This window comes from Mesorhizobium sp. LSJC285A00, assembly GCF_000503155.1.
Classification (GTDB): domain Bacteria; phylum Pseudomonadota; class Alphaproteobacteria; order Rhizobiales; family Rhizobiaceae; genus Mesorhizobium.
Window position 1 is genome coordinate 237790 of record NZ_AYVK01000001.1, and the last position, 18839, is coordinate 256628.

Genomic DNA, 18839 nt, shown 5'->3' on the forward strand with positions numbered 1-18839 from the left:
GTGTGGGGTCGATGGGGAAGAGCGGTGACGACGAACGGGGGTTCTTCTCCGAGCGGTGGCTTGAACCGCCGGCGAAGGACAAGACGCCCAAGGACAAACTGACCGAGACGCCACACTATCACGGCCATCGCGACCGTTTGCGCGAGCGCTTCGTTGCCGGCGGCGCGGACGCCCTGCCCGACTACGAACTTCTCGAACTGCTGCTGTTTCGTCTGATCCCGCGCGTCGACACCAAGCCGATCGCCAAGGCGCTTTTGGCGCGCTTCGGCACTTTTGGCGAAGTGCTTGGCGCACCGGTGGCGCTGCTGCAGGAGGTGAAGGGCATAGGCCCCGCCGTGGCGGTCGACCTGAAGGTGATTGCCGCTGCCGCGCAGCGCATGGCGCGGACCGAGGTCCGCGACCGCGAGGTGCTGTCCAACTGGACGCAGCTTCTTGCGTACTGCCGCTCGGCGATGGCGTTCGAGAACCGCGAACATTTCCGCATCCTGTTCCTCGACAAGAAGAACGTGCTGATCGCCGACGAGGTACAGCAGGTCGGCACCGTGGACCACACGCCGGTCTATCCGCGCGAAGTGATCAAGCGCGCGCTCGAACTGTCGGCCAGCGCCGTCATCCTGGTGCATAATCACCCATCAGGTGATCCGACACCATCGCGTGCGGACATCGAAATGACCAAGCAGATCATCGACAGCGCCAAGCCGCTCGGCATCGCCGTCCACGACCACATCATCATCGGCAAGAAAGGCAACGCCTCGATGAAGGGCCTGCTGCTGATCTGAGCCTGATGGGCGCCGGTGCCGTCATCCCAAACGCCACCGCTCGCGAGCCAATCAGCAACATTCCGGCTTGGCTCAAACGCCCACGCTTGCGGTGTAGAAGTGATATTGCGACGGAAGCGCCCGCTTCGGCGACAATGTCGTAGACTCGCGAATACGAAGCAGCCAGTTCCCGTCAGCCATTGCAGGAGATCTATTCAATGACGCTCGAATGCATAAATCCAAATGATCTGCCGATTCCGGAAATGTACTCCCAGGTCGTCGTTGCGACAGGAAGCAAGCTGGTGTTCGTCTCGGGCCAGCAGCCAGAAGACATACACGGCAAGCTCGTTGGCCATGGTGATTTCGCAGTCCAGGCGCGCCTAGCGTTCGGGAATCTCGGCCGAGCGCTTGCTGCCGCCGGCGCTCGGCCCGAGCAAGTCTGCAAGATCACGATCTACATCGTCGATTACAAACGCGACGAACACGTGCCGATCATCGAAGCGGCCCAGGTCGAGCTGTTCGGCGATCACAAGCCGGCAAACGTAGTGGTCGGGATAGCAGTGATGTCTCCCGGCTACCTGATAGAGATCGATGCGATCGCGGTCATCGACCCGTAGGCCAAGCGAGGACGCGTCAAGTCGCCCAAACCAATCCCGGAGCTCGCTGCGAGATTGCCACGACTTTGATCTCTCCATCCATCCACGATCACATCGTCATCGGCAGGAATTGCGATGTCTCGATGAAGAGCCTGCTGCTCACCTGATCAACGTCGGAAACAGGAAACACGCAATGCCCCAGCCCGGCGACGAACCATGGCCGTTCGACAAGCAACGCGCAGCCCTTCTGGTCATCGACATGCAAAGCGACTTTGTCGATGAGGGCGCCGTCATGGAAGTGGCCATGGCCCGCCATCGCATTCCGGCGATGCGGCAGGTGGTCGAGCTTTGCCGCGCGCAAGGCGTCCCGGTTATCTACACCCAGCATGTGCTCAGCGACCATTTCGATATCTCGCCGCTGGAAACCGGCTATCAGCCGAAGCTGAAAACCAAAGGAATGCGGGAAGGCAGCGCCGGCGCCGAAATCGTCGCCGCGCTTGCGCCCTTGCCTGGGGATGTCGTCATCAAGAAGCACCGCTACGATGCCTTCCACAACACGCAGCTCGAGACCGTGTTGCGCAACATCCGTGGCGCAGGCCGGGTCGACACGGTGATCATCATCGGCACCGTGACCAGCATCTGCTGCGAATCCACCGCGCGGAGCGCCTTCATGCGCGACTACAAGGTGGCTTTCATCAGCGACGCCAATGGCGGACTGGACGAGGCATCGCACAATGCAACCCTCGACATCATAGGCAAGGTGTTCGGGCGCGTGATGACGGTTGCCGAGCTTGGGAACCTGTTGCGGAGTTGAACCCCAGCGTCAGCTGGCGTGCGTCTCAAGCTCCGGCGCCGAGCCTGCCCTCAAGAAGGTCGCGCCGCTGCTGCAATTCGCCGGAGACGAATTTGGTGAAGGCGTGGACGCGCGCCGTGCGGCGCAAATCGTCGTGCACCAGCACCCACAGCGCCGAGCCGATCTCCTCGATCAGCCCTCCGACCCTTACAAGCCCGGGCAGGCTGTCGCCGAGATAACAGGGCAGCGCCGCAACCCCGATTCCGGCGCCCGCCGCATGCGACATCGTCACCAGGGAATCGGCGCGCATGGCGATCTCGACATCGGGCAGCGACGACCGCATCCAGCGGGCGACGCCGGTGTTGGCCAGGCTGTCGTCGGGCGCGATCCAGCGCAGCGCACCCAATCTCGGCTCCGGGGGTAGCGTTTCGGCATAGGAACGTGTCGCGTAGGCGGCGAAGGCGACGCCCGAAATGCGCCGGCCGACCAGGATTTCCTGCGGTTGCGACACCGGCCTGATCGCCACGTCTGCATCCCTTTGCGTCAGGTTGGCGATGGAATTCTGCGTCATCGCCTCGACCCGTATGCCGGGATGGAGCTTATGAAACGCCGCCAGGATCGGCGGCAGCACCGACGCCATCAGCGTATCGGTGGTGGTGACCCGCAACCTGCCTTCGAACCTGAGATCCTGCCCCGACAGTTTGCGCGCCAGTTCATTGACCGTCTCGGCCATTGTGCGTGCCGCGCCCAGCAGTTCCTCGCCGCCCGCGGTGAGGGCATAGCCAGTCGGCAGCCGATCGAAAAGGCGGATACCCAGCCGCGCCTCGAAGGCGTTGACGCGCCGCAGCACAGTCGTGTGGTTCACGCCTAGGATCCGAGCCGCCGCCGCCAGCGAAGCGCCATCGGCGACGGCCAGCACCATGCGCAGATCTTCCCAGTCGATATCGCGTGAGCTGTGCATTCTTGCAGAAAGATAAAAGAAAGCGCTGCGCTCTGCGAGTCAAAATGACGCTTCGCTGTGCAAAAACGCAGAGCAAGCGGGCGAATCGGCATGTCGATCTGCGCATGCACGCACGCCATATGGAGTCCGACGACAAAAGAAACAGTCGCGGAGAAGAGCCATGACGCCGATAGAACTCTACACCTGCCAGACACCCAACGGGCACAAGGCCTCGATCATGCTGGAAGAGGTCGGCCTGCCCTACTCGGTCCGCTTGGTCGACATCGAAAGGGGCGACCAGACCAAGCCTGATTTCCTGGCGCTCAATCCCAACAACAAGATCCCGGTGATCGTCGACCGGGACGCCGGCCGCACGGTCTTCGAATCCGGCGCCATCCTACACTACCTGGCGCGACGGTCGGGCAAGCTTCAGCCGGTGGGCGCGCAGGAGGCGGACGATACTCTGACCTGGACCTTGTTCCAGGCGGCCCATGTCGGCCCGACGCTTGGCCAATTGTGGAATTACAAAATCTTCGCGCCGGAAAAAATCCCTTATGTGATCGAGCGTTTTGAGCGCGAAACCGGACGCGTCTTCCGAGTGCTCAATAGCCGGCTCAAGAACTATGAGCACATCGTCGGCAAAAGCTACGGCATCGCCGATGTGATGACATGGCCATGGATCAACGCGGCCGTCACCAGGCTCGGCCTCAGCCTCGATGACGCGCCAGACCTGGCGCGTTGGTATGCCGCCATAGGCCGACGCTCCGCAGTTGTCAGAGGCATTGCCGTTCCCGCCCTGCCCGAAGCATCGGCTGCCGCTTAGATCATGATGAGATTTGGTTGAAATCTCATCATGATCTAACCCTTTGTTGGAGCATGATCTTTTCCAAAAACCGGACCCGCTTTTTGGAATCATGCTCTAACCCGCAAATCCACCTTCATCGAGAAAGCGTTGTTCTTGGGCGTGCATGGCGCGACCGAGGATCGGGTTGCGNTAGATCATGATGAGATTTGGTTGAAATCTCATCATGATCTAACCCTTTGTTGGAGCATGATCTTTTCCAAAAACCGGCACCCACTTTTTGGGATCATGCCCTAGCCGCCGCACCCCGCATTCAAGGAATACGATCGTGGAAATCCTCTTCGTCCCTCTGGCGCTTGTCGCCGGTGGCCTGCTTGCGGTGCAAGCCGGCGCCAATGCCCAACTTTCAAAGGCGGTCGGCTCACCCTTTGCCGCGACCACGCTTCAGCTCGCGGTCGGCGCCATCGTGCTGTTGTCGATCACGGCCCTCACCGGAACGACACCGGCTCTGCTTGCCGTTCGGCAAGCCGAATGGTGGCATGCGATCGGCGGCATGGCTTCGGCCTTCTACGTTGTTTCGACCATTCTTCTGTTCCCTCGCCTTGGCGCCGTCGTGTCCGTCGGGCTCTTCATCGCTGGGCAGATGCTTGCATCCTTCGCCCTCGACACGTTCGGCTGGCTCGGGATCCCCGAAGCCGGACTGCGAGCCGGGCCTGCCTTCGGCATGCTCGTCTTGCTTGCCGGGGCTGCCCTCATCGTTCTGGGACAGAAGGGCGCGGCCGACAATACCGCATCCTCAAGACCAGGGTGGATCGGACTGGCGCTGCTGGCAGGCGCCGTGCTTCCGGTGCAAGGCGCTGTAAACGCCTTGCTTCGGCACGACCTTGGCGGCGCGCCGTTTGCGGTCGGCACCATCTCGTTCCTGGTGGCGATGCTGGCCATGGCCGCGGTGCTTCTGATCGCGCTTGCCCTGACGAAGACGCCCCGCCCTCGCCTCGCCGGCCTGTCGTCGATGCCCTGGTGGGGCTGGCTCGGAGGTTTTGCCGGCGCCACCTATGTCACGACCGTGTTCACCGCCATCCCCGTCATCGGAGCGGCAGCTGCCGTCAGCCTGACGGTGGCCGGCCAGCAGGTCGCCGGCATCTTCGTCGACACCTTCGGCTGGTTCCGCCTGCCGCAGCGGCTTGTCTCCGGCATGCGGCTCGCCGGCGTCGTGCTGCTTTTGGCCGGCTGCATCATCATCAAGGCGCTTTGATCCCGCTGGAACAAGGCAAGCCGAATCAAGCCAGCCCCTGCCCTCCCTGATTTGGGGGGTCAGGTGTCGCTCCGGCGTCACCAACGAAGCAAGGTCCGGGCGCCGCAGAAGCAATTTTTCGCTCCTTCCACAACCGGCTCTAGAATTTCGATCGCAAATCACGCATGATGCACTTGGTATTTTCCCGGGACGGCTTCGCGCCCCCTGAAATACCGGGAGGAACGGGACATGCCCATAGTGGTTGTACTCGTTTTGATCGTCGTGGGCTCGGTGTTGTTCCACTTCCTGAGCCCATGGTGGTGGACTCCGATTGCCTCGAATTGGGACTATATCGACAACACCATCATCATCACCTTTTGGATTACCGGCGTCGTCTTCGCCGCAGTCGTCCTATTCATGGCCTATTGCGTTTTCCGCTTCCGTCACCGCGAAGGCAACCAGGCGGCCTACGAACCGGAGAACAAGCGGCTCGAATGGTGGCTGACGATCGTCACCGGAGTGGGTGTTACCGCCATGCTGGTTCCCGGCCTGTTTGTCTGGAGCCGGTTCGTCAACGTTCCAAGCGACGCAACCGTGGTCGAAGTCGTCGGCCAGCAATGGCAGTGGAGCTTCCGCTTGCCCGGCAAGGACGGCAAACTCGGCACATCCGACACCCGCGACGTCACCGCTGAAAATCCGCTGGGCGTGATCGCCAAGGATCCCAGCGGCCAGGACGACGTCGTGGTCGAAGCGGCCGACCTGCATCTGCCGGTCGGCAAGCCGGTCAAGATGCTGCTGCGCTCGATCGATGTGTTGCACGATTTCTACGTTCCGGAATTCCGCGCCAAGATGGACATGATACCGGGCTCGGTCACCTATTTCTGGTTCACCCCCACCAAGACCGGGACCTTCCAGGTTCTGTGCGCCGAACTGTGCGGCCAGGGGCACCCGATGATGCATGGCATCGTCATGGTCGATACCGAGCAGGACTATGTGGCCTGGCTCGACCAGCAGCAGACGTTCGCGCAGTTGTCGGCGCCGCAGCAGACGGGCTCGGTGGAACAGGCGCCGGGCAACGCGACGGCGTCAGCTCTAGAAGTTGCGGCAAAACTCGAAACTGTCGGGTCCCGCTGAAGGGCACGGAGGTGCTCCGCCTATGGTCGATATCACGCCTGCAGATGCCGTCCCGCCCGCCGAAGTCGCGGAAATGGAGCTTTACCATCCGCACAGCTGGTGGACGAAGTATGTCTTCTCGCAGGACGCCAAGGTCATCGCCATCCAGTATTCGGCGACCGCAACGGCCATCGGCCTGGTCGCGCTGGTGCTGTCCTGGCTGATGCGGCTGCAGCTCGGCTTCCCCGGCACGTTCGATTTCATCACCCCCGAGGCCTACTACCAGTTCATCACCATGCACGGCATGATCATGGTGATCTACCTGCTCACGGCACTCTTCCTCGGCGGCTTCGGCAACTACCTGATCCCGCTGATGGTCGGCGCCCGCGACATGGTCTTTCCCTATGTCAACATGCTGAGCTACTGGATCTACCTCCTTGCCGTGCTGGTGCTGGTGTCGAGCTTCTTTGCGCCCGGCGGACCGACCGGCGCCGGGTGGACGCTCTATCCGCCGCAAGCCATCATGACCGGTACACCTGGCGGCCAGGAATGGGGCATCATCCTGATGCTCGTCTCGCTGATCCTGTTCATCATCGGCTTCACCATGGGCGGTCTGAACTATGTCGTGACGGTGCTGCAGGCCCGCACGCGCGGCATGACGATGATGCGCCTGCCGCTGACCGTCTGGGGCATCTTCACCGCCACCGTCATGGCGCTGCTCGCCTTTCCGGCGCTGTTCGTCGCCTGCGTGATGATGCTGCTTGACCGCGCGCTTGGAACCTCCTTTTTCATGCCCGCGGTCGTCGAGATGGGGGAACAGCTACAGCACAATGGCGGCAGCCCGATCCTGTTCCAGCATCTGTTCTGGTTCTTCGGCCACCCGGAAGTCTACATCGTGGCGCTGCCGGCCTTCGGCATCGTCTCCGATCTGATCAGCACGCATGCGCGCAAGAACATTTTTGGCTACCGGATGATGGTCTGGGCCATCGTTGGCATCGGCGCGCTGAGCTTCGTGGTCTGGGCGCACCACATGTATGTCAGCGGCATGCACCCCTATTTCGGCTTCTTCTTCGCCACCACGACACTGATCATCGCCATCCCGACGGCGATCAAGGTCTACAATTGGGTCCTGACGCTGTGGCGGGGCGACATCCATCTCACCATACCGATGCTGTTTGCCATGGCTTTCATCGTCACCTTCGTCAATGGCGGGTTGACCGGGCTGTTTCTCGGCAACGTCGTCGTCGACGTCCCGCTGTCGGACACGATGTTCGTCGTCGCTCACTTCCATATGGTCATGGGTGTTGCTCCGATCGTCGTCATCTTCGGCGCGATCTACCACTGGTACCCGAAGGTCACCGGCCGGATGCTGAACGAGACGCTCGGCCGGTTCCATTTCTGGGTCACTTTCCTCGGCGCCTACCTGATCTTCTTTCCCATGCATTACATCGGCCTGATGGGCGTGCCGCGGCGCTATGCCGAACTGACCGACGTGACGGTCATGACGGAGTCGGCGCATCACCTCAACTCGTTCATCAGCATCATGGCGTTCATCGTCGGCTTCGCCCAGATCGTGTTCCTGTTCAATCTTATCTGGAGCATCCGCCATGGGCGCCAGGCCGGTGGCAATCCATGGCGAGCCACGACACTCGAATGGCAAACACCGCAGACGCCACCGGCGCATGGCAATTTCGGCAAGGATCTGCCGATCGTCTATCGATGGGCCTATGACTACAGCGTGCCGGGCGCGAAGGAGGACTTCATTCCGCAAAACATGCCGGGCACGTTCGGCCCCTCCAGGGAGCCGGCATGAGCGTCATCCTGGTCTTCCTGCTCGTGATCGCCGGTTTTGCCGGCTGGTGGCTCTCGCATCAGCGGCTGATGGCGAAACCATGGCTCGAGCAAGGTGTGGCAGGAGATTTTGTCGCCTTCGACCGATCGAGCCTGCCCACCGCCAAGATCGGCCTCGGTGTCTTCCTCGCCGTCGTCGGCTGCCTGTTTGCGCTGTTCACCAGCGCCTACTTCATGCGTATGGCGCTGTCGGACTGGCAGCCGCTGCCCATCCCACGCCTGCTCTGGCTCAACACCGGCATGCTGGTGCTGAGCAGCGTTGCGCTGCAATGCGCCTCGATCGCGGCGCGCAAGCGCCGGATGGACACGGTCAGGCTCGGCCTTGCCGCGGCTGGGCTCACCGCGATCGCCTTCCTCATCGGGCAGCTCATGGCATGGCGGGACCTGACCGCCGATGGCTATTTTCTGGCCTCCAATCCGGCCAACAGTTTTTTCTACCTGATAACCGGGATGCACGGCCTGCATATAGTGGGAGGGCTGGTGGGCCTGGGCAGGACAACCGCCGGCGCCTGGAACGGGGCACGGCCGGAACGGCTTCGCCTCAGCGTCGAATTATGCGCCATGTACTGGCATTTCCTGCTTTTCGTCTGGCTCGCCATCTTCGCTCTTTTAGCCGGCTGGGCCGCGACGTTCATCGATATTTGCCGGCAGTTGCTGACCTAGGAGGTCGAGGAGCATGGCAGAAACGACACTGACGCATACCGGCCAAACGGAGACGCGGCCCGCAGGCTGGCAAGGCATCGCCGCCGATTGGTCCTCGGATCAGCGCGCGTTCAAGAACGTGTCTTGGGGCAAGGCCATGATGTGGATCTTCCTGCTCAGCGACACCTTCATCTTCGGCTGCTTCCTGCTCTCCTACATGACCGCGCGCGTCTCCACACGTGTGCCGTGGCCCAATCCGAGCGAGGTCTTTGCGCTTCGCATCGGCGGTTCGGACATTCCACTGATCCTGATTGCCATCATGACCTTCGTGCTGATATCGAGCAGCGGAACGATGGCCATGGCGGTCAATTTCGGCTATCGCCGCGACCGCCGCAAAACCGCAATCCTCATGCTTCTGACGGCAGCGCTAGGAGCCACCTTCGTCGGCATGCAAGCCTTCGAATGGACCAAGCTGATTACCGAAGGGGTACGGCCGTGGGGCAATCCCTGGGGCGCGGCACAATTCGGCTCGACTTTCTTCATGATCACCGGCTTCCACGGCACGCATGTGACGATCGGGGTGATCTTCCTCATCATCGTGGCGCGAAAGGTCTGGCGTGGAGACTACGACGTCGGTCGTCCCGGCTTCTTCACCAGCCGCAGGGGTCGCTACGAGAACGTCGAAATCATGGGGCTCTACTGGCATTTCGTCGACCTGGTCTGGGTGTTCATTTTCGCATTCTTCTATCTTTGGTGAGAGGCTGACATGGCTGAAGCAACCGCAAACGGCCTCGGGCAACACGCGCTGCACTCTGATCATGCGCATGAAGGGCCATCGACCGGCGTCGCGGAGGTTCATCAGGAACATCCGATCAAGCTCTATCTGGTGGTCTGGGCATGGCTGTTCATCCTCAGCGCCTGCTCCTACATGGTCGATTATCTCGGCATCCACGGCTATCTCAGATGGTCTCTGATCCTGATCTTCATGATCCTCAAGGCCGGGCTGATCGTCGCCGTGTTCATGCACATGGCCTGGGAGCGGCTGGCCCTGACCTATGCGATCATCCTGCCGCCGCTTCTGATATTGGTGTTCGTGGCGATGATGCTCTTCGAAGCGGACTACACGCTTCTCACCCGGTTGTCCTTCTTCGGACCGGGGCCCTGACGCACAGCTTCATCTCCGGTCAAAGACCGGAGATGAAGCTTCCCATCAGCTGATCTGCAGGGTCAGAGGCCGACCCGCGTCGGGGACGATGGCGGCTCCACAACCTTGCGGTAGACATGCCAGGTGGCGTGACCCAGGATCGGCAGCACGACCGCCAGCCCGGCAAACACCGGCAGCGAGCCTATGATCAGGGCGACGGCGACAATCAGTCCCCAGACAGCCATGGGGATCGGGTTCGCCAGCACCGCTCGCACCGATGTGTGGATGGCTTCGTAGGCGCCGACGTCGCGGTCGAGCAGCAATGGGAAGGCGACAACCGTCGTGCACAACACCACCGCGGCGAAGACGAAGCCGATGGCGTGCCCCAGGACAATCAGAGACCAGCCGCGTCCGGTGGCAAATATTTCATTGATGAAGCCCGAAATCGATACAGGCGGAGCCGGGCCGAAGAGATATTCGTAGAACACCTGCGCCGCCAAAAGCCAGGCGATGAAGATTGCAACCAGCATGATCCCGACTGCGGCGATGGCTGGCAGGGCCGGAGAATTCCTGACCTCGAAAGCGTGCGTCCAGGAGGTGTCGAGCCCGGCTTCTCGTCTGCGGCTGATCTCATAGAGGCCGATCGCCGCGAATGGACCTATCAGCGCAAAGCCGGACACCAGCGGAAACAACATCGGCAACGCATTGGCGCCCGAAGTCCAGGCAGCGAGCACCACGCCGACAAGCGGATAGATCAGGCAGAGAAAGACGATGTGCGACGGTTTGACCATAAAATCGTCAACACCGCGCTTGAGCGCATCGAATAGATCGGAAACGCTGATTTTTCGGATTTTGGTGTGTTCCAGCGTTTCGCTGGCGCCTGCAATCACGTGAAAACTTGTCATGCCCGTTCCTCCAGATCAGGTCCGGCAAGGTCGCGGTTTCACGGTGCTGCCGTTCTGCATGACTGGCCACGCGAACCGCGACCTGCACCGCAATCAATATACTCCATTGACTGGAGCTTGTCGCCCGTTCTTACAAAAGGCTCCCGGAAGGCGAGGTTTCCGAACACAGCGTCATGCCGTCACCCTCCGGCTGACATGAACGCGCGTATCGCGATGGTATCGGCAAGCAGCACGGCAAAGATCGCGAAAAGATAGAAGATCGAATAGGCAAACAGCGCCTTGGCCGGCTTCATCTCCTTGTCGAGGACGACCAGGGCGTTCCAGGCATGCCAGATGAAACCCGAGCCCAATGCAGCCGAAACAATCCCATAGACCCCGCTCGTGAATCCGAACGCCCAGGGCAGCACGCCGATTGGTGCCAGGAGCAGTGAATAGGCGAAGATCTGCCTTCTGGTCGAGGCCTGGCCGGCCACGTTCGGCATCATCGGGATGCCGGCAGCGGCATAGTCGCCGGCCTTGAACAGTGCGAGCGCCCAGAAATGCGGCGGCGTCCACAGGAAAATGATCAGGAACAGGATCAGGCTTTCAATGCCGATGGCGCCGGTGGCCGCTGCCCAGCCGATCATCGGAGGAAGCGCACCCGCCGCGCCGCCGATGACGATGTTCTGCGGCGTCGAGCGCTTCAGCCACATCGTATAGATGACGACGTAGAAAAAGATGGTGAAGGCCAGCAGTGACGCGGCAAGCCAGCCCACCAGCACGCCGAGCGTCATGACCGAAAGTGCGGAAAGCACCAGGCCGAAGCCGAGGGCTTCGCCCGCCGTGACGCGGCCCGACGGAACCGGCCGCTTTGACGTGCGCGACATCAGCGCGTCGATGTCGGCGTCGTACCACATGTTGAGCGCGCCGGCCGCTCCCGCTCCAACCGCAATCGCACCTATGGCGATCACGGCGATGACCGGGTTCATCGCGCCGGGCGCCACCATCAGACCGACGAAGGCGGTAAAGACGGCAAGGGCCATGACCCGAGGCTTCAAGAGCGCAAAGAAATCACTGGCCGTCGCTTCCGAGAGGCGGACGCCGGTATCCTTAAGGCTTTCCTTGACCGACATTTGAGACGACCATCGATGGAAACCGGGCAGCCTAGAGCAATTCCAGAAAGAGCGTATGCGGTTTTCCGTCCGGAATTGCGTAAGAACAAAGAGATCGAGCGGATCGCCGTTTCCGTGAGACGGTGAAACGCTCTGGCCGGCCGACGAGCCAGGTTACGGGGAAAATTGCTTCAGATAGGCGATGACGTTGGCGACGTCCTCGTCCTTCTTGAGACCGGGAAACGCCATCTTCGTCCCTTTGACCATTGCCTTGGGGTCGTGAAGATACGTCGTCAGTGTCGGTTCATCCCATTTGACGCCGGATGTGCCGGCCGCGATCATGGCTTCGGAATATTTGAAATCCGGATGCGTGCCGGCCGTCCGGCCGATAACGCCATGCAACGAAGGGCCTATCTTGTTGGTATCTTGGTCTGCGACGTGGCAGACCTTGCATTTGGTGAAGACCTTCTCGCCCGCCGCGGCGTCCTGTGCCCGCGATGGATTGGCGATGAAAGTTGCAACGGAAACGACGGCGAAAAACGCAACCAAGCGCATGGCATTCCTCCCTGATCGTCAAATTTGCCTGAGACGGTCTGCACATGCCGGTAGCACCAGCATGCGCCCTGCACGGCAGAATAGATTCTCCGCTCCTCCCCAGATGGAATTGCGGCACTTGTGTACCACAGAATCTGGCCGGTAGGTAGAACAGGTCGACCGTACAAAGGTTCAGGTGGGCTGCGGTGGCTCAAGGCACATCCGCCACAACGAAAAAGGCCGCCTCGAGGGCGGCCTTTTCTGATCTTGTCGTCAGGCGCTTATTCGGCGTCCTTGGCGGCCTTCTTCTTCGGGGCTGCCTTCTTCTTCGGCTCTTCCGCGTCGTCGGCCTTTTCAGCCTTGTCGGCCTTCTTGGCAGCGGCCTTCTTCGCCGGCTTGGCCTTGGCTGTATCCTCTTCGTCGTCAGCCATCAGCTCTTCCTTGCTGACCTTGACGTCGGTGACCGAGATCTGGCTGAGCAGATGGTCGACGACCTTCTCCTCGAACATCGGCGCGCGCAGCGTGTTCAGGGCTTCCGGATTGCTGCGATAGAACTCGAAGGCTTCCTGCTGCTGGTTGGCCGGGTAGCGGCGCACCTGCTCGAACAGGCCGCGCTGCAGTTCCTCGTCGGAAACGGTGACGCCGGCCTTCTCGCCGATCTCGGCCAAAACCAGGCCGAGACGCACGCGGCGCTCGGCAAGCCGCAGATATTCGGCGCGTGCCTCTTCTTCCGTCGTCTCCTCGTCGGCGAAGGTACGGCCGGCGGCTTCGAGATCGCGGTTGACCTGGGTCCAGATGTTGTTGAACTCGGCATCGACGAGCTTCGACGGCGCCTCGAACGAATAGGCCGCGTCAAGCTGGTCGAGCAGCTGGCGCTTGACCTTCTGGCGGGTCATCGAACCGAACTGGTTCTCGATCTGGCCGCGCACCACGTCGCGCAGGCGCTCCAGCGATTCCAGGCCGAGATTCTTGGCCATCTCGTCGTTGATTTCCAGCGCGCCGGGCTTGGACACTTCCTTGACGGTGACGTCGAAGGTGGCTTCCTTGCCGGCCAGATGCGCTGCCTGGTAGTTTTCCGGGAAAGTGACGGTGACCTGCTTCTCGTCGCCGGCCTTGGCGCCGATCAGTTGGTCCTCGAAGCCCGGAATGAATTCCTTGGACCCCAGAACCAGCGGCTGGTCGGTGCCGGCGCCGCCGGAAAAGGCCTCGCCGTCGATCTTGCCGACATAGTCGATCGAAACGCGGTCGCCTTCGGCGGCCTTGCCGGTCTTCGGCTCGAAGCTTCGCGCCGATTCGGCAACGCGCTGGACCTGTTCGTCGATCTCGCTGTCCGGCACTTCGAATACCTGGCGCGTCACCTTGATGTCGGAGAAATCCTTGATCTCGATCGCCGGGATGACCTCGTAGTTGAGGCGGAATTCGAAGTCGGCGCCGCCGGCCAGGATCTTCTCGGCCTCCTTCTCGTCTTCCGTCATGATCACTTCAGGCTGCATGGCGGCCTTTTCGCCGCGCCCCGTGATGATCGAACGGGTCGAATCGTTGAGGATCTCGTTGACCACTTCGGCCATGAACGACTTGCCGTAGACCTTGCGCAAATGCTGCACAGGCACCTTGCCGGGACGGAAGCCGTTGATGCGGACCTTGTTCCTGGCGTCGGACAGCCGCGCCATCAGCTTGGCTTCCATATCACCGGCCGGCACGGTGATCTTGATCTCGCGCTTGAGACCGGAGTTGAGCGTTTCGGTGACCTGCATCGTAAAACCTTTATCTTCACCAAAGAGGCTGCCACGGCGTCTTGCCGTTCACAGCCTGCCGGTACAATCTTGCCGGGAATGGCTTTTGGCACGGAACCTGGCGATTTGACCGAAATTACGGCTCAAATTCTTCCAAACTGCGTTCCAAGATGTGAATAAGTTCTTGTTTTTCCTACTTCTTATCACATTCTGCAGAAGCGGATCGGCGCGTCCCGTCACATTTGACACGCCTTTTGTCACAGGCGAGGCCAATTTTCAACCATCTTCGCGTTGCAGCGAATGACCGCCCCAACGGCAGACATTTTCGCCCCGACATTGACAGAATGATGGCTACATGGGATTGCCGACAAATGCGGATGTGGCGGAACTGGTAGACGCCCTGGATTTAGGTTCCAGTGCCGAAAGGCGTGGGGGTTCGAGTCCCTTCATCCGCACCACCCTTCACTCTATCGAGCTTCGGGTGGCAGGCCACCTGAGAGCTTGATATAGCGAAGGGTGTCCTCCGAAGCCGTGGCGTAGGAGGACTGGCGGCGACGGCCTACACTTCAAACACTTGACCGGTAAACCACTCCGCCAATTTCGCCAGCTCCGGCCCCAGCACCCGGTCGGCGTCGACCGGCGGCACGATCTTCCTGATATCCGCGACAAAACCCTGCAATGCCGGCGGCGCGGCGCGTTCAGTCACGTACAGGGCCTGCGAGGCGATCATGGCCAGCATGGCCATCGCCGCGTCGAGGCAGCGGCCGGCCGTCGCCTCCTTGGTCCAGGCGAAGAATGCGGTGGTGGCGACGTCGTCCTGGCCGGCGCCGGCCGATTCGGTTCCCGGGATGAAGGTGCGCTGCGCCGCAACCTTGGCCTGTTCGAGATAGCCGGTGATCGCCATCGGGACATAGCCGACATTGCCATGGCCATCGCTGTCGGCCCAATGCCGCCCGGTCATCAACAGGTCGGGCAGCAGCGACACCTTGCCGTTCAGCAGCTTTGAGGCGTGCCGGTCGCAAAGCAGGCAGAGATCGGCCCAGATCGCCGCCAGATCGTCCAATGCCGGTGTCGCCATGGCATTGTGGTAGCCGCCGGTGGAGATGCAGCGTCCCAGCGGATGCGCATCGTCGGGCGGGATATAGACCGGATTGTCCGAGATCGAGGCCAGCGACACGGTCGCCGCCTGCTCGGCGCCCGCCAGCGCCCGATGCGCATGGCCGAGCACGCGCGGCACGATGCGGTAGCTGACCGGCGCCTGATAGTTGCGCCGGCCGTCGCCGGCGCCAACCAGGTATTGCCGCAACCCTTGCAAGGCGGCCGCTTCGTGCGCGTCGCCCCACAGCCCGTCGAGCGCGGCATCATAATGCTCGAGCGGCGCACGAAAGGCTTCGATCGACAGCGCAAACACCTTGTGCGCCATCGCGACGCGACGGCGTGCGGCAAGTGCTGCGTCCGCCACAAGGGCGGCAGCGCAGGGCGAGCCGTTGATCAGCGAGCCCCGCTCCTTCACTTCGAGCTCCAGGCCAGCGGTAAGCGCGGCAAACAGCGGATAGAGCGCCAGGATCTCGCCGGCGCCGCCCTGCCCCTGCGACGACACCACCGGCATCGGTCCACCGTCGAGCATCGCCGCAACGGCTAGCGCGATGCGCGGCGTGGTGGCGGCATTGCCTTCGATGAAATTGGTCAGCCGTGCCAGCACGATCGCCCTGACGACGCGCTCAGGCAATGGCTCACCGAACGATGTGGCGGCGGCATACGCCTTGATGCGCGCATGGCGGTCGCGCTCGTCAAGTTCGAGCTTGCGGCTTGCCAGCTCGCCCATGGCGGTGGTGACGCCGTAGATGACCGGCGGCGGATCGGACTCAATGAGTTTCAGGAACGAGGCGCGGCATTCGGCAATGCGTTGCAAGGCCTTGTCGCCGATTTCGACCGTGTCGTTTCTCCAGGCGACGCGCAAAACGGCATCGAGATTGATATCTTCGCGCGTCGTCACCGTAATCGGCATTGTCTTCGCCCGTCTGGTTTGCATGAAGGCGAAGCGATCGATCGTTGCCGAAATCCATGCCCTGGGTAATGTCTTCTAGTAGAGCGGTTCCTCAAACAATGTCTTGTCGCCGTCCATCAGCGCCTTGATCTGTGCCTGGCCACTGGCGGCGAGCGCGATGCGCACGCCGAATGGCCGCACCCGCATGTCGTTCTGGATCGCCATGCCCTGGCCCTCAGGTAGGTAGAAGCGGTCGATGCCGTATTGCGGTGCGATCGTGGATTCAGGATCAAGCGTCCAGCCCGGCGCGACCTGGCCGACAATATCGGCTTCGTCGGCGGTCGCCGGCGTCGGAGCCTTGCCGAACCAGGCCGTGGTCGCATGCCAATAGCCGTCGGCACCCGGCTTCAGCCGGACCACGATCGGCGTGTTCTCGCTCACGAGCTGGCCGGCCGGGATGTTGGCGATCAGCTTCACCGGAAAGCGCGATATTTCATAGCCGAGGATAATATAGTCGCCGCGCAGCAGATCGCGCGGATCGACCGGCTCGACTTTCAGCAAGACCTCCTTGCCGTTGCGCAGGATCGCCGCGCGGCCGGCGATGATCCAGCTCAGGAAGCCGATCTGGACGAGCGCCAGGACCAGCGCCGAGATGACAAGTTTCTTTCCCGACATCATGCTGCCGCTCCTTCCGGGGCCTTCATGCGTTTTTCCACACGGATGATGACGAGAGCCAGGATGCCGAACAGCACTGCGGCAGCCAGGAAGAAGCCGGCCGTGCCGAGCATCGTCTGCAAGGTCACGACATAGATAATGGCGAGCTCGAAGGCAAAGCCGGCATAGGCAACCCAGCGCAGCCCCCTGCTCTCGCGCCCGCCCAGCATGATCGCCGCGGCAATGCCGGCCAGTGCGATGACCGACGCAATGGCAAAGCCGTTGCTGAAGGCGTTGTCATCGCCCAGTTCGATCTGCATCATCGCCAGCCCGGTGAGAAAGCCGATCAAGGCGTGCAAAGGCAACCGCCCGCCGAGTTGCAAGATCCGGTCGGCCGGCCCAGCGGCGAAGATCGAAACCGCAAACAGCAGCGCCGACACCACGACGAGAGGAATAGCCAGGGCGAGCGTGTTCTGGTCCAGGCCGCGCACCGCGATGTAGAAAATGACCGAGAGAATGATCAGGTGGCGTGCCGGCTGGCTGCGCGTCCACAACGAGACGACAAAAAGCACCGGCGCCATGATAACGAAGAAATCCGGAAATACGGGGCGGTCATAAAAGTCGAACGCGCGCACGAACAGCCAGGCAACGGATATGCCGACGGCAGCGACCGTCAGCGGGTTCGAGCGCAACGCCACCGCGGCTAATGCCGTGCCGATGCCCCAGGTGACGATGGCCGAGGCTTCGTCACCCGTGAGATGGTACATCTGGCCGATCAGCGCGATCGATCCGCCGAAGGCCGCGGCGGCCACGATCCACAGCGCCTCGCCGATCGCCGCATGGTCGCGCATCTTCAACACCGCGCCGCCGACATAGCCGGCGAGAATGACGGCAAACAGCGCCGCGACCCGCACCAGCCGCGGGATCGCGTCCCAGTTGGCGGCGACGAAGAGCAGGATCGCGGCGCCGAACAGCAGCGCTGCCATCATGGCCAATATAGTGCCGAAGCTCAGCGATTTGCGCTCGTTTGCGTCGATGTCGCGCTTAAGCGCATCGGCCGTCTTCGCGTCGATCAGGCCAGCCTGCAGCCACCGCCCGATATCGGCCCTCGCCCGTGACGAATAACTCGCCATGCCGCTTCTCCCCCAGCTTGGTCTTTCTGACAGCCGATCCGCTCAAATCGTTGACGCAACGTCATTTTCCGATTCGGGTTTCTTCATGACGAAGCCGTGAACGCGCGTTAATGTTGCATTGCACAATTTGCATTGCTGCCATGCGCCAACAGCACTTTTAAATCGATATAACCCAGCCTATTTACTGTTCGTACACAAACGGAATGATCCGAAGAAAGACGAAACGAGCACTACCATGAACCTGATCCGCAACTACCGCAACTGGCGCCGCTACCGGGACACCGTCTCCGAGCTGAGCCGCCTGTCGAACCGTGAACTGACCGACCTCGGCATCAGCCGCAGCGACATCCACTACGTCGCCCGCAAGGCGGTCTAATCCTCTTCGGATCGCAAATGGTCCGAACCAGTTTTGAAAAAGAGAACGACAATGAACCTGATCCGCAACTATCGTAACTGGCGCGTTTACCGCGACACCGTTACCGAGCTGGGTCGCCTTTCGAACCGTCAGCTCCATGATCTCGGCATCGTCCGCGACGAGATCAAGATCATCGCCCGCAGGGCGACGATCTAACCAGAATTTCGCCAGGGTCGACCTCCTCCCCGACCCTGACGGATACGGTCAGCCTTCACCTCCTCCCGAGGGTTGACCACCAAAACGGCGCCCGCCGCACCTCCTCCCGCGGCGGGCGCTGTTTCCAAAGCGAACGCAGTTCGTCTCCAAAGTGAACGCAGTTCGCCTTCCAGGGATTTCGCCTCCCTCGATCCGGCGAAAAGAATTTCGTCAAAGCCGACCTCCTCCCCGGCGATGGCGAATACGGCCGATCCCCACCTCCTCCCGAGGATCGGCCCCAAAAACGACACCCGCCGCACCTCCTCCCGCGGCGGGTGTTGTTGTTTTTGGGGCAGGTTTGCGGCTGTGCTTGCGGTCG

General features: G+C 61.6%; 20 protein-coding genes and 1 tRNA gene. 13 read left to right on the forward strand and 8 right to left on the reverse strand.

What is annotated here, in order from left to right:
- Positions 1–11: 11 nt before the first annotated feature.
- The 3 genes from radC (at position 12) to X726_RS1000000168380 (ending at position 2168) form a co-directional block, all read left to right on the forward strand.
- Positions 12–779, forward strand: a complete 768-nt coding sequence (gene radC / locus X726_RS165425) for a DNA repair protein RadC (RefSeq protein WP_023667655.1) — start codon at positions 12–14, stop codon at positions 777–779.
- A gap of 197 nt (positions 780–976) precedes the next feature.
- Positions 977–1375: a RidA family protein gene (locus X726_RS165420; protein ID WP_023667656.1), complete on the forward strand. Its 399-nt coding sequence runs from the start codon at positions 977–979 to the stop codon at positions 1373–1375.
- Between the two features lie 172 nt (positions 1376–1547).
- Positions 1548–2168, forward strand: a complete 621-nt coding sequence (locus tag X726_RS1000000168380; RefSeq protein ID WP_023667657.1) for an isochorismatase family cysteine hydrolase — start codon at positions 1548–1550, stop codon at positions 2166–2168.
- 25 nt (positions 2169–2193) lie between these two features.
- Here X726_RS1000000168380 and X726_RS165415 read toward each other — a convergent pair whose 3' ends face one another.
- Positions 2194–3108 carry a LysR family transcriptional regulator gene (locus X726_RS165415; RefSeq protein ID WP_023667658.1) on the reverse strand — a complete coding sequence of 305 codons (915 nt, stop codon included), beginning with the start codon at positions 3106–3108 and terminating at the stop codon, positions 2194–2196.
- 160 nt (positions 3109–3268) lie between these two features.
- Between X726_RS165415 and X726_RS165410 the strand changes: the two genes are divergently transcribed.
- The 7 genes from X726_RS165410 to X726_RS165380 all read left to right on the forward strand — a co-directional run bounded on the left by X726_RS165410 (position 3269) and on the right by X726_RS165380 (position 9894).
- Entirely contained in the window at positions 3269–3910 is a 642-nt protein-coding gene (locus X726_RS165410; protein WP_027050354.1) for a glutathione S-transferase N-terminal domain-containing protein, read from the forward strand.
- Positions 3911–4217: 307 nt separating this feature from the next.
- Positions 4218–5144 carry a DMT family transporter gene (locus X726_RS165405; protein ID WP_023667660.1) on the forward strand — a complete coding sequence of 309 codons (927 nt, stop codon included), beginning with the start codon at positions 4218–4220 and terminating at the stop codon, positions 5142–5144.
- A gap of 228 nt (positions 5145–5372) precedes the next feature.
- Positions 5373–6257 carry a cytochrome c oxidase subunit II gene (locus X726_RS165400; protein WP_023667661.1) on the forward strand — a complete coding sequence of 295 codons (885 nt, stop codon included), beginning with the start codon at positions 5373–5375 and terminating at the stop codon, positions 6255–6257.
- A gap of 22 nt (positions 6258–6279) precedes the next feature.
- Complete coding sequence (gene ctaD, locus X726_RS165395) at positions 6280–8049, forward strand: cytochrome c oxidase subunit I (protein ID WP_023667662.1); 1770 nt, start codon at positions 6280–6282, stop codon at positions 8047–8049.
- Positions 8046–8750 carry a cytochrome c oxidase subunit 3 gene (locus X726_RS165390; protein ID WP_023667663.1) on the forward strand — a complete coding sequence of 235 codons (705 nt, stop codon included), beginning with the start codon at positions 8046–8048 and terminating at the stop codon, positions 8748–8750. Before ctaD ends, X726_RS165390 begins: the two co-directional genes overlap by 4 nt.
- A gap of 13 nt (positions 8751–8763) precedes the next feature.
- On the forward strand, positions 8764–9486 hold the full coding sequence (locus X726_RS165385) for a heme-copper oxidase subunit III family protein (protein WP_023667664.1): 723 nt from the start codon (positions 8764–8766) through the stop codon (positions 9484–9486).
- Positions 9487–9495: 9 nt separating this feature from the next.
- Positions 9496–9894: a cytochrome C oxidase subunit IV family protein gene (locus X726_RS165380; protein ID WP_023667665.1), complete on the forward strand. Its 399-nt coding sequence runs from the start codon at positions 9496–9498 to the stop codon at positions 9892–9894.
- 62 nt (positions 9895–9956) lie between these two features.
- On the opposite strand, the gene X726_RS165375 is transcribed toward X726_RS165380, so the two are convergent.
- The 4 genes from X726_RS165375 to tig form a co-directional block, all read right to left on the reverse strand.
- Positions 9957–10778: a DUF2189 domain-containing protein gene (locus tag X726_RS165375; RefSeq protein ID WP_023667666.1), complete on the reverse strand. Its 822-nt coding sequence runs from the start codon at positions 10776–10778 to the stop codon at positions 9957–9959.
- A gap of 179 nt (positions 10779–10957) precedes the next feature.
- Positions 10958–11890, reverse strand: coding sequence for a heme o synthase (locus X726_RS165370; RefSeq protein WP_023667667.1), 933 nt, complete (start codon positions 11888–11890; stop codon positions 10958–10960).
- 153 nt (positions 11891–12043) lie between these two features.
- The gene (locus X726_RS165365) at positions 12044–12424 is read right to left on the reverse strand and encodes a cytochrome c family protein (protein WP_023667668.1); all 381 of its coding nucleotides are present in this window, start codon (positions 12422–12424) and stop codon (positions 12044–12046) included.
- A gap of 260 nt (positions 12425–12684) precedes the next feature.
- Positions 12685–14157: a trigger factor gene (tig, locus tag X726_RS165360; protein ID WP_023667669.1), complete on the reverse strand. Its 1473-nt coding sequence runs from the start codon at positions 14155–14157 to the stop codon at positions 12685–12687.
- A 352-nt stretch (positions 14158–14509) separates the two neighbouring features.
- Between tig and X726_RS165355 the strand changes: the two genes are divergently transcribed.
- Positions 14510–14594 (forward strand) — tRNA-Leu (locus X726_RS165355).
- 101 nt (positions 14595–14695) lie between these two features.
- On the opposite strand, the gene X726_RS165350 is transcribed toward X726_RS165355, so the two are convergent.
- From X726_RS165350 to X726_RS165340, 3 genes are all read right to left on the reverse strand, one after another.
- Positions 14696–16144, reverse strand: a complete 1449-nt coding sequence (locus X726_RS165350) for an aromatic amino acid lyase (RefSeq protein WP_031214504.1) — start codon at positions 16142–16144, stop codon at positions 14696–14698.
- Between the two features lie 75 nt (positions 16145–16219).
- A complete protein-coding gene (locus X726_RS165345; RefSeq protein ID WP_023667671.1) occupies positions 16220–16801 on the reverse strand; it encodes a GDYXXLXY domain-containing protein in 582 nt (193 codons plus the stop codon).
- On the reverse strand, positions 16798–17910 hold the full coding sequence (locus X726_RS165340) for a DUF2157 domain-containing protein (RefSeq protein ID WP_023667672.1): 1113 nt from the start codon (positions 17908–17910) through the stop codon (positions 16798–16800). Before X726_RS165340 ends, X726_RS165345 begins: the two co-directional genes overlap by 4 nt.
- 235 nt (positions 17911–18145) lie before the next feature.
- Between X726_RS165340 and X726_RS1000000168385 the strand changes: the two genes are divergently transcribed.
- Both X726_RS1000000168385 and X726_RS1000000168390 read left to right on the forward strand, forming a co-directional pair.
- Positions 18146–18286, forward strand: a complete 141-nt coding sequence (locus X726_RS1000000168385) for a DUF1127 domain-containing protein (RefSeq protein ID WP_006335194.1) — start codon at positions 18146–18148, stop codon at positions 18284–18286.
- 51 nt (positions 18287–18337) lie between these two features.
- Entirely contained in the window at positions 18338–18481 is a 144-nt protein-coding gene (locus X726_RS1000000168390) for a DUF1127 domain-containing protein (RefSeq protein WP_023667673.1), read from the forward strand.
- The last annotated feature ends 358 nt before the right edge of the window (positions 18482–18839 follow it).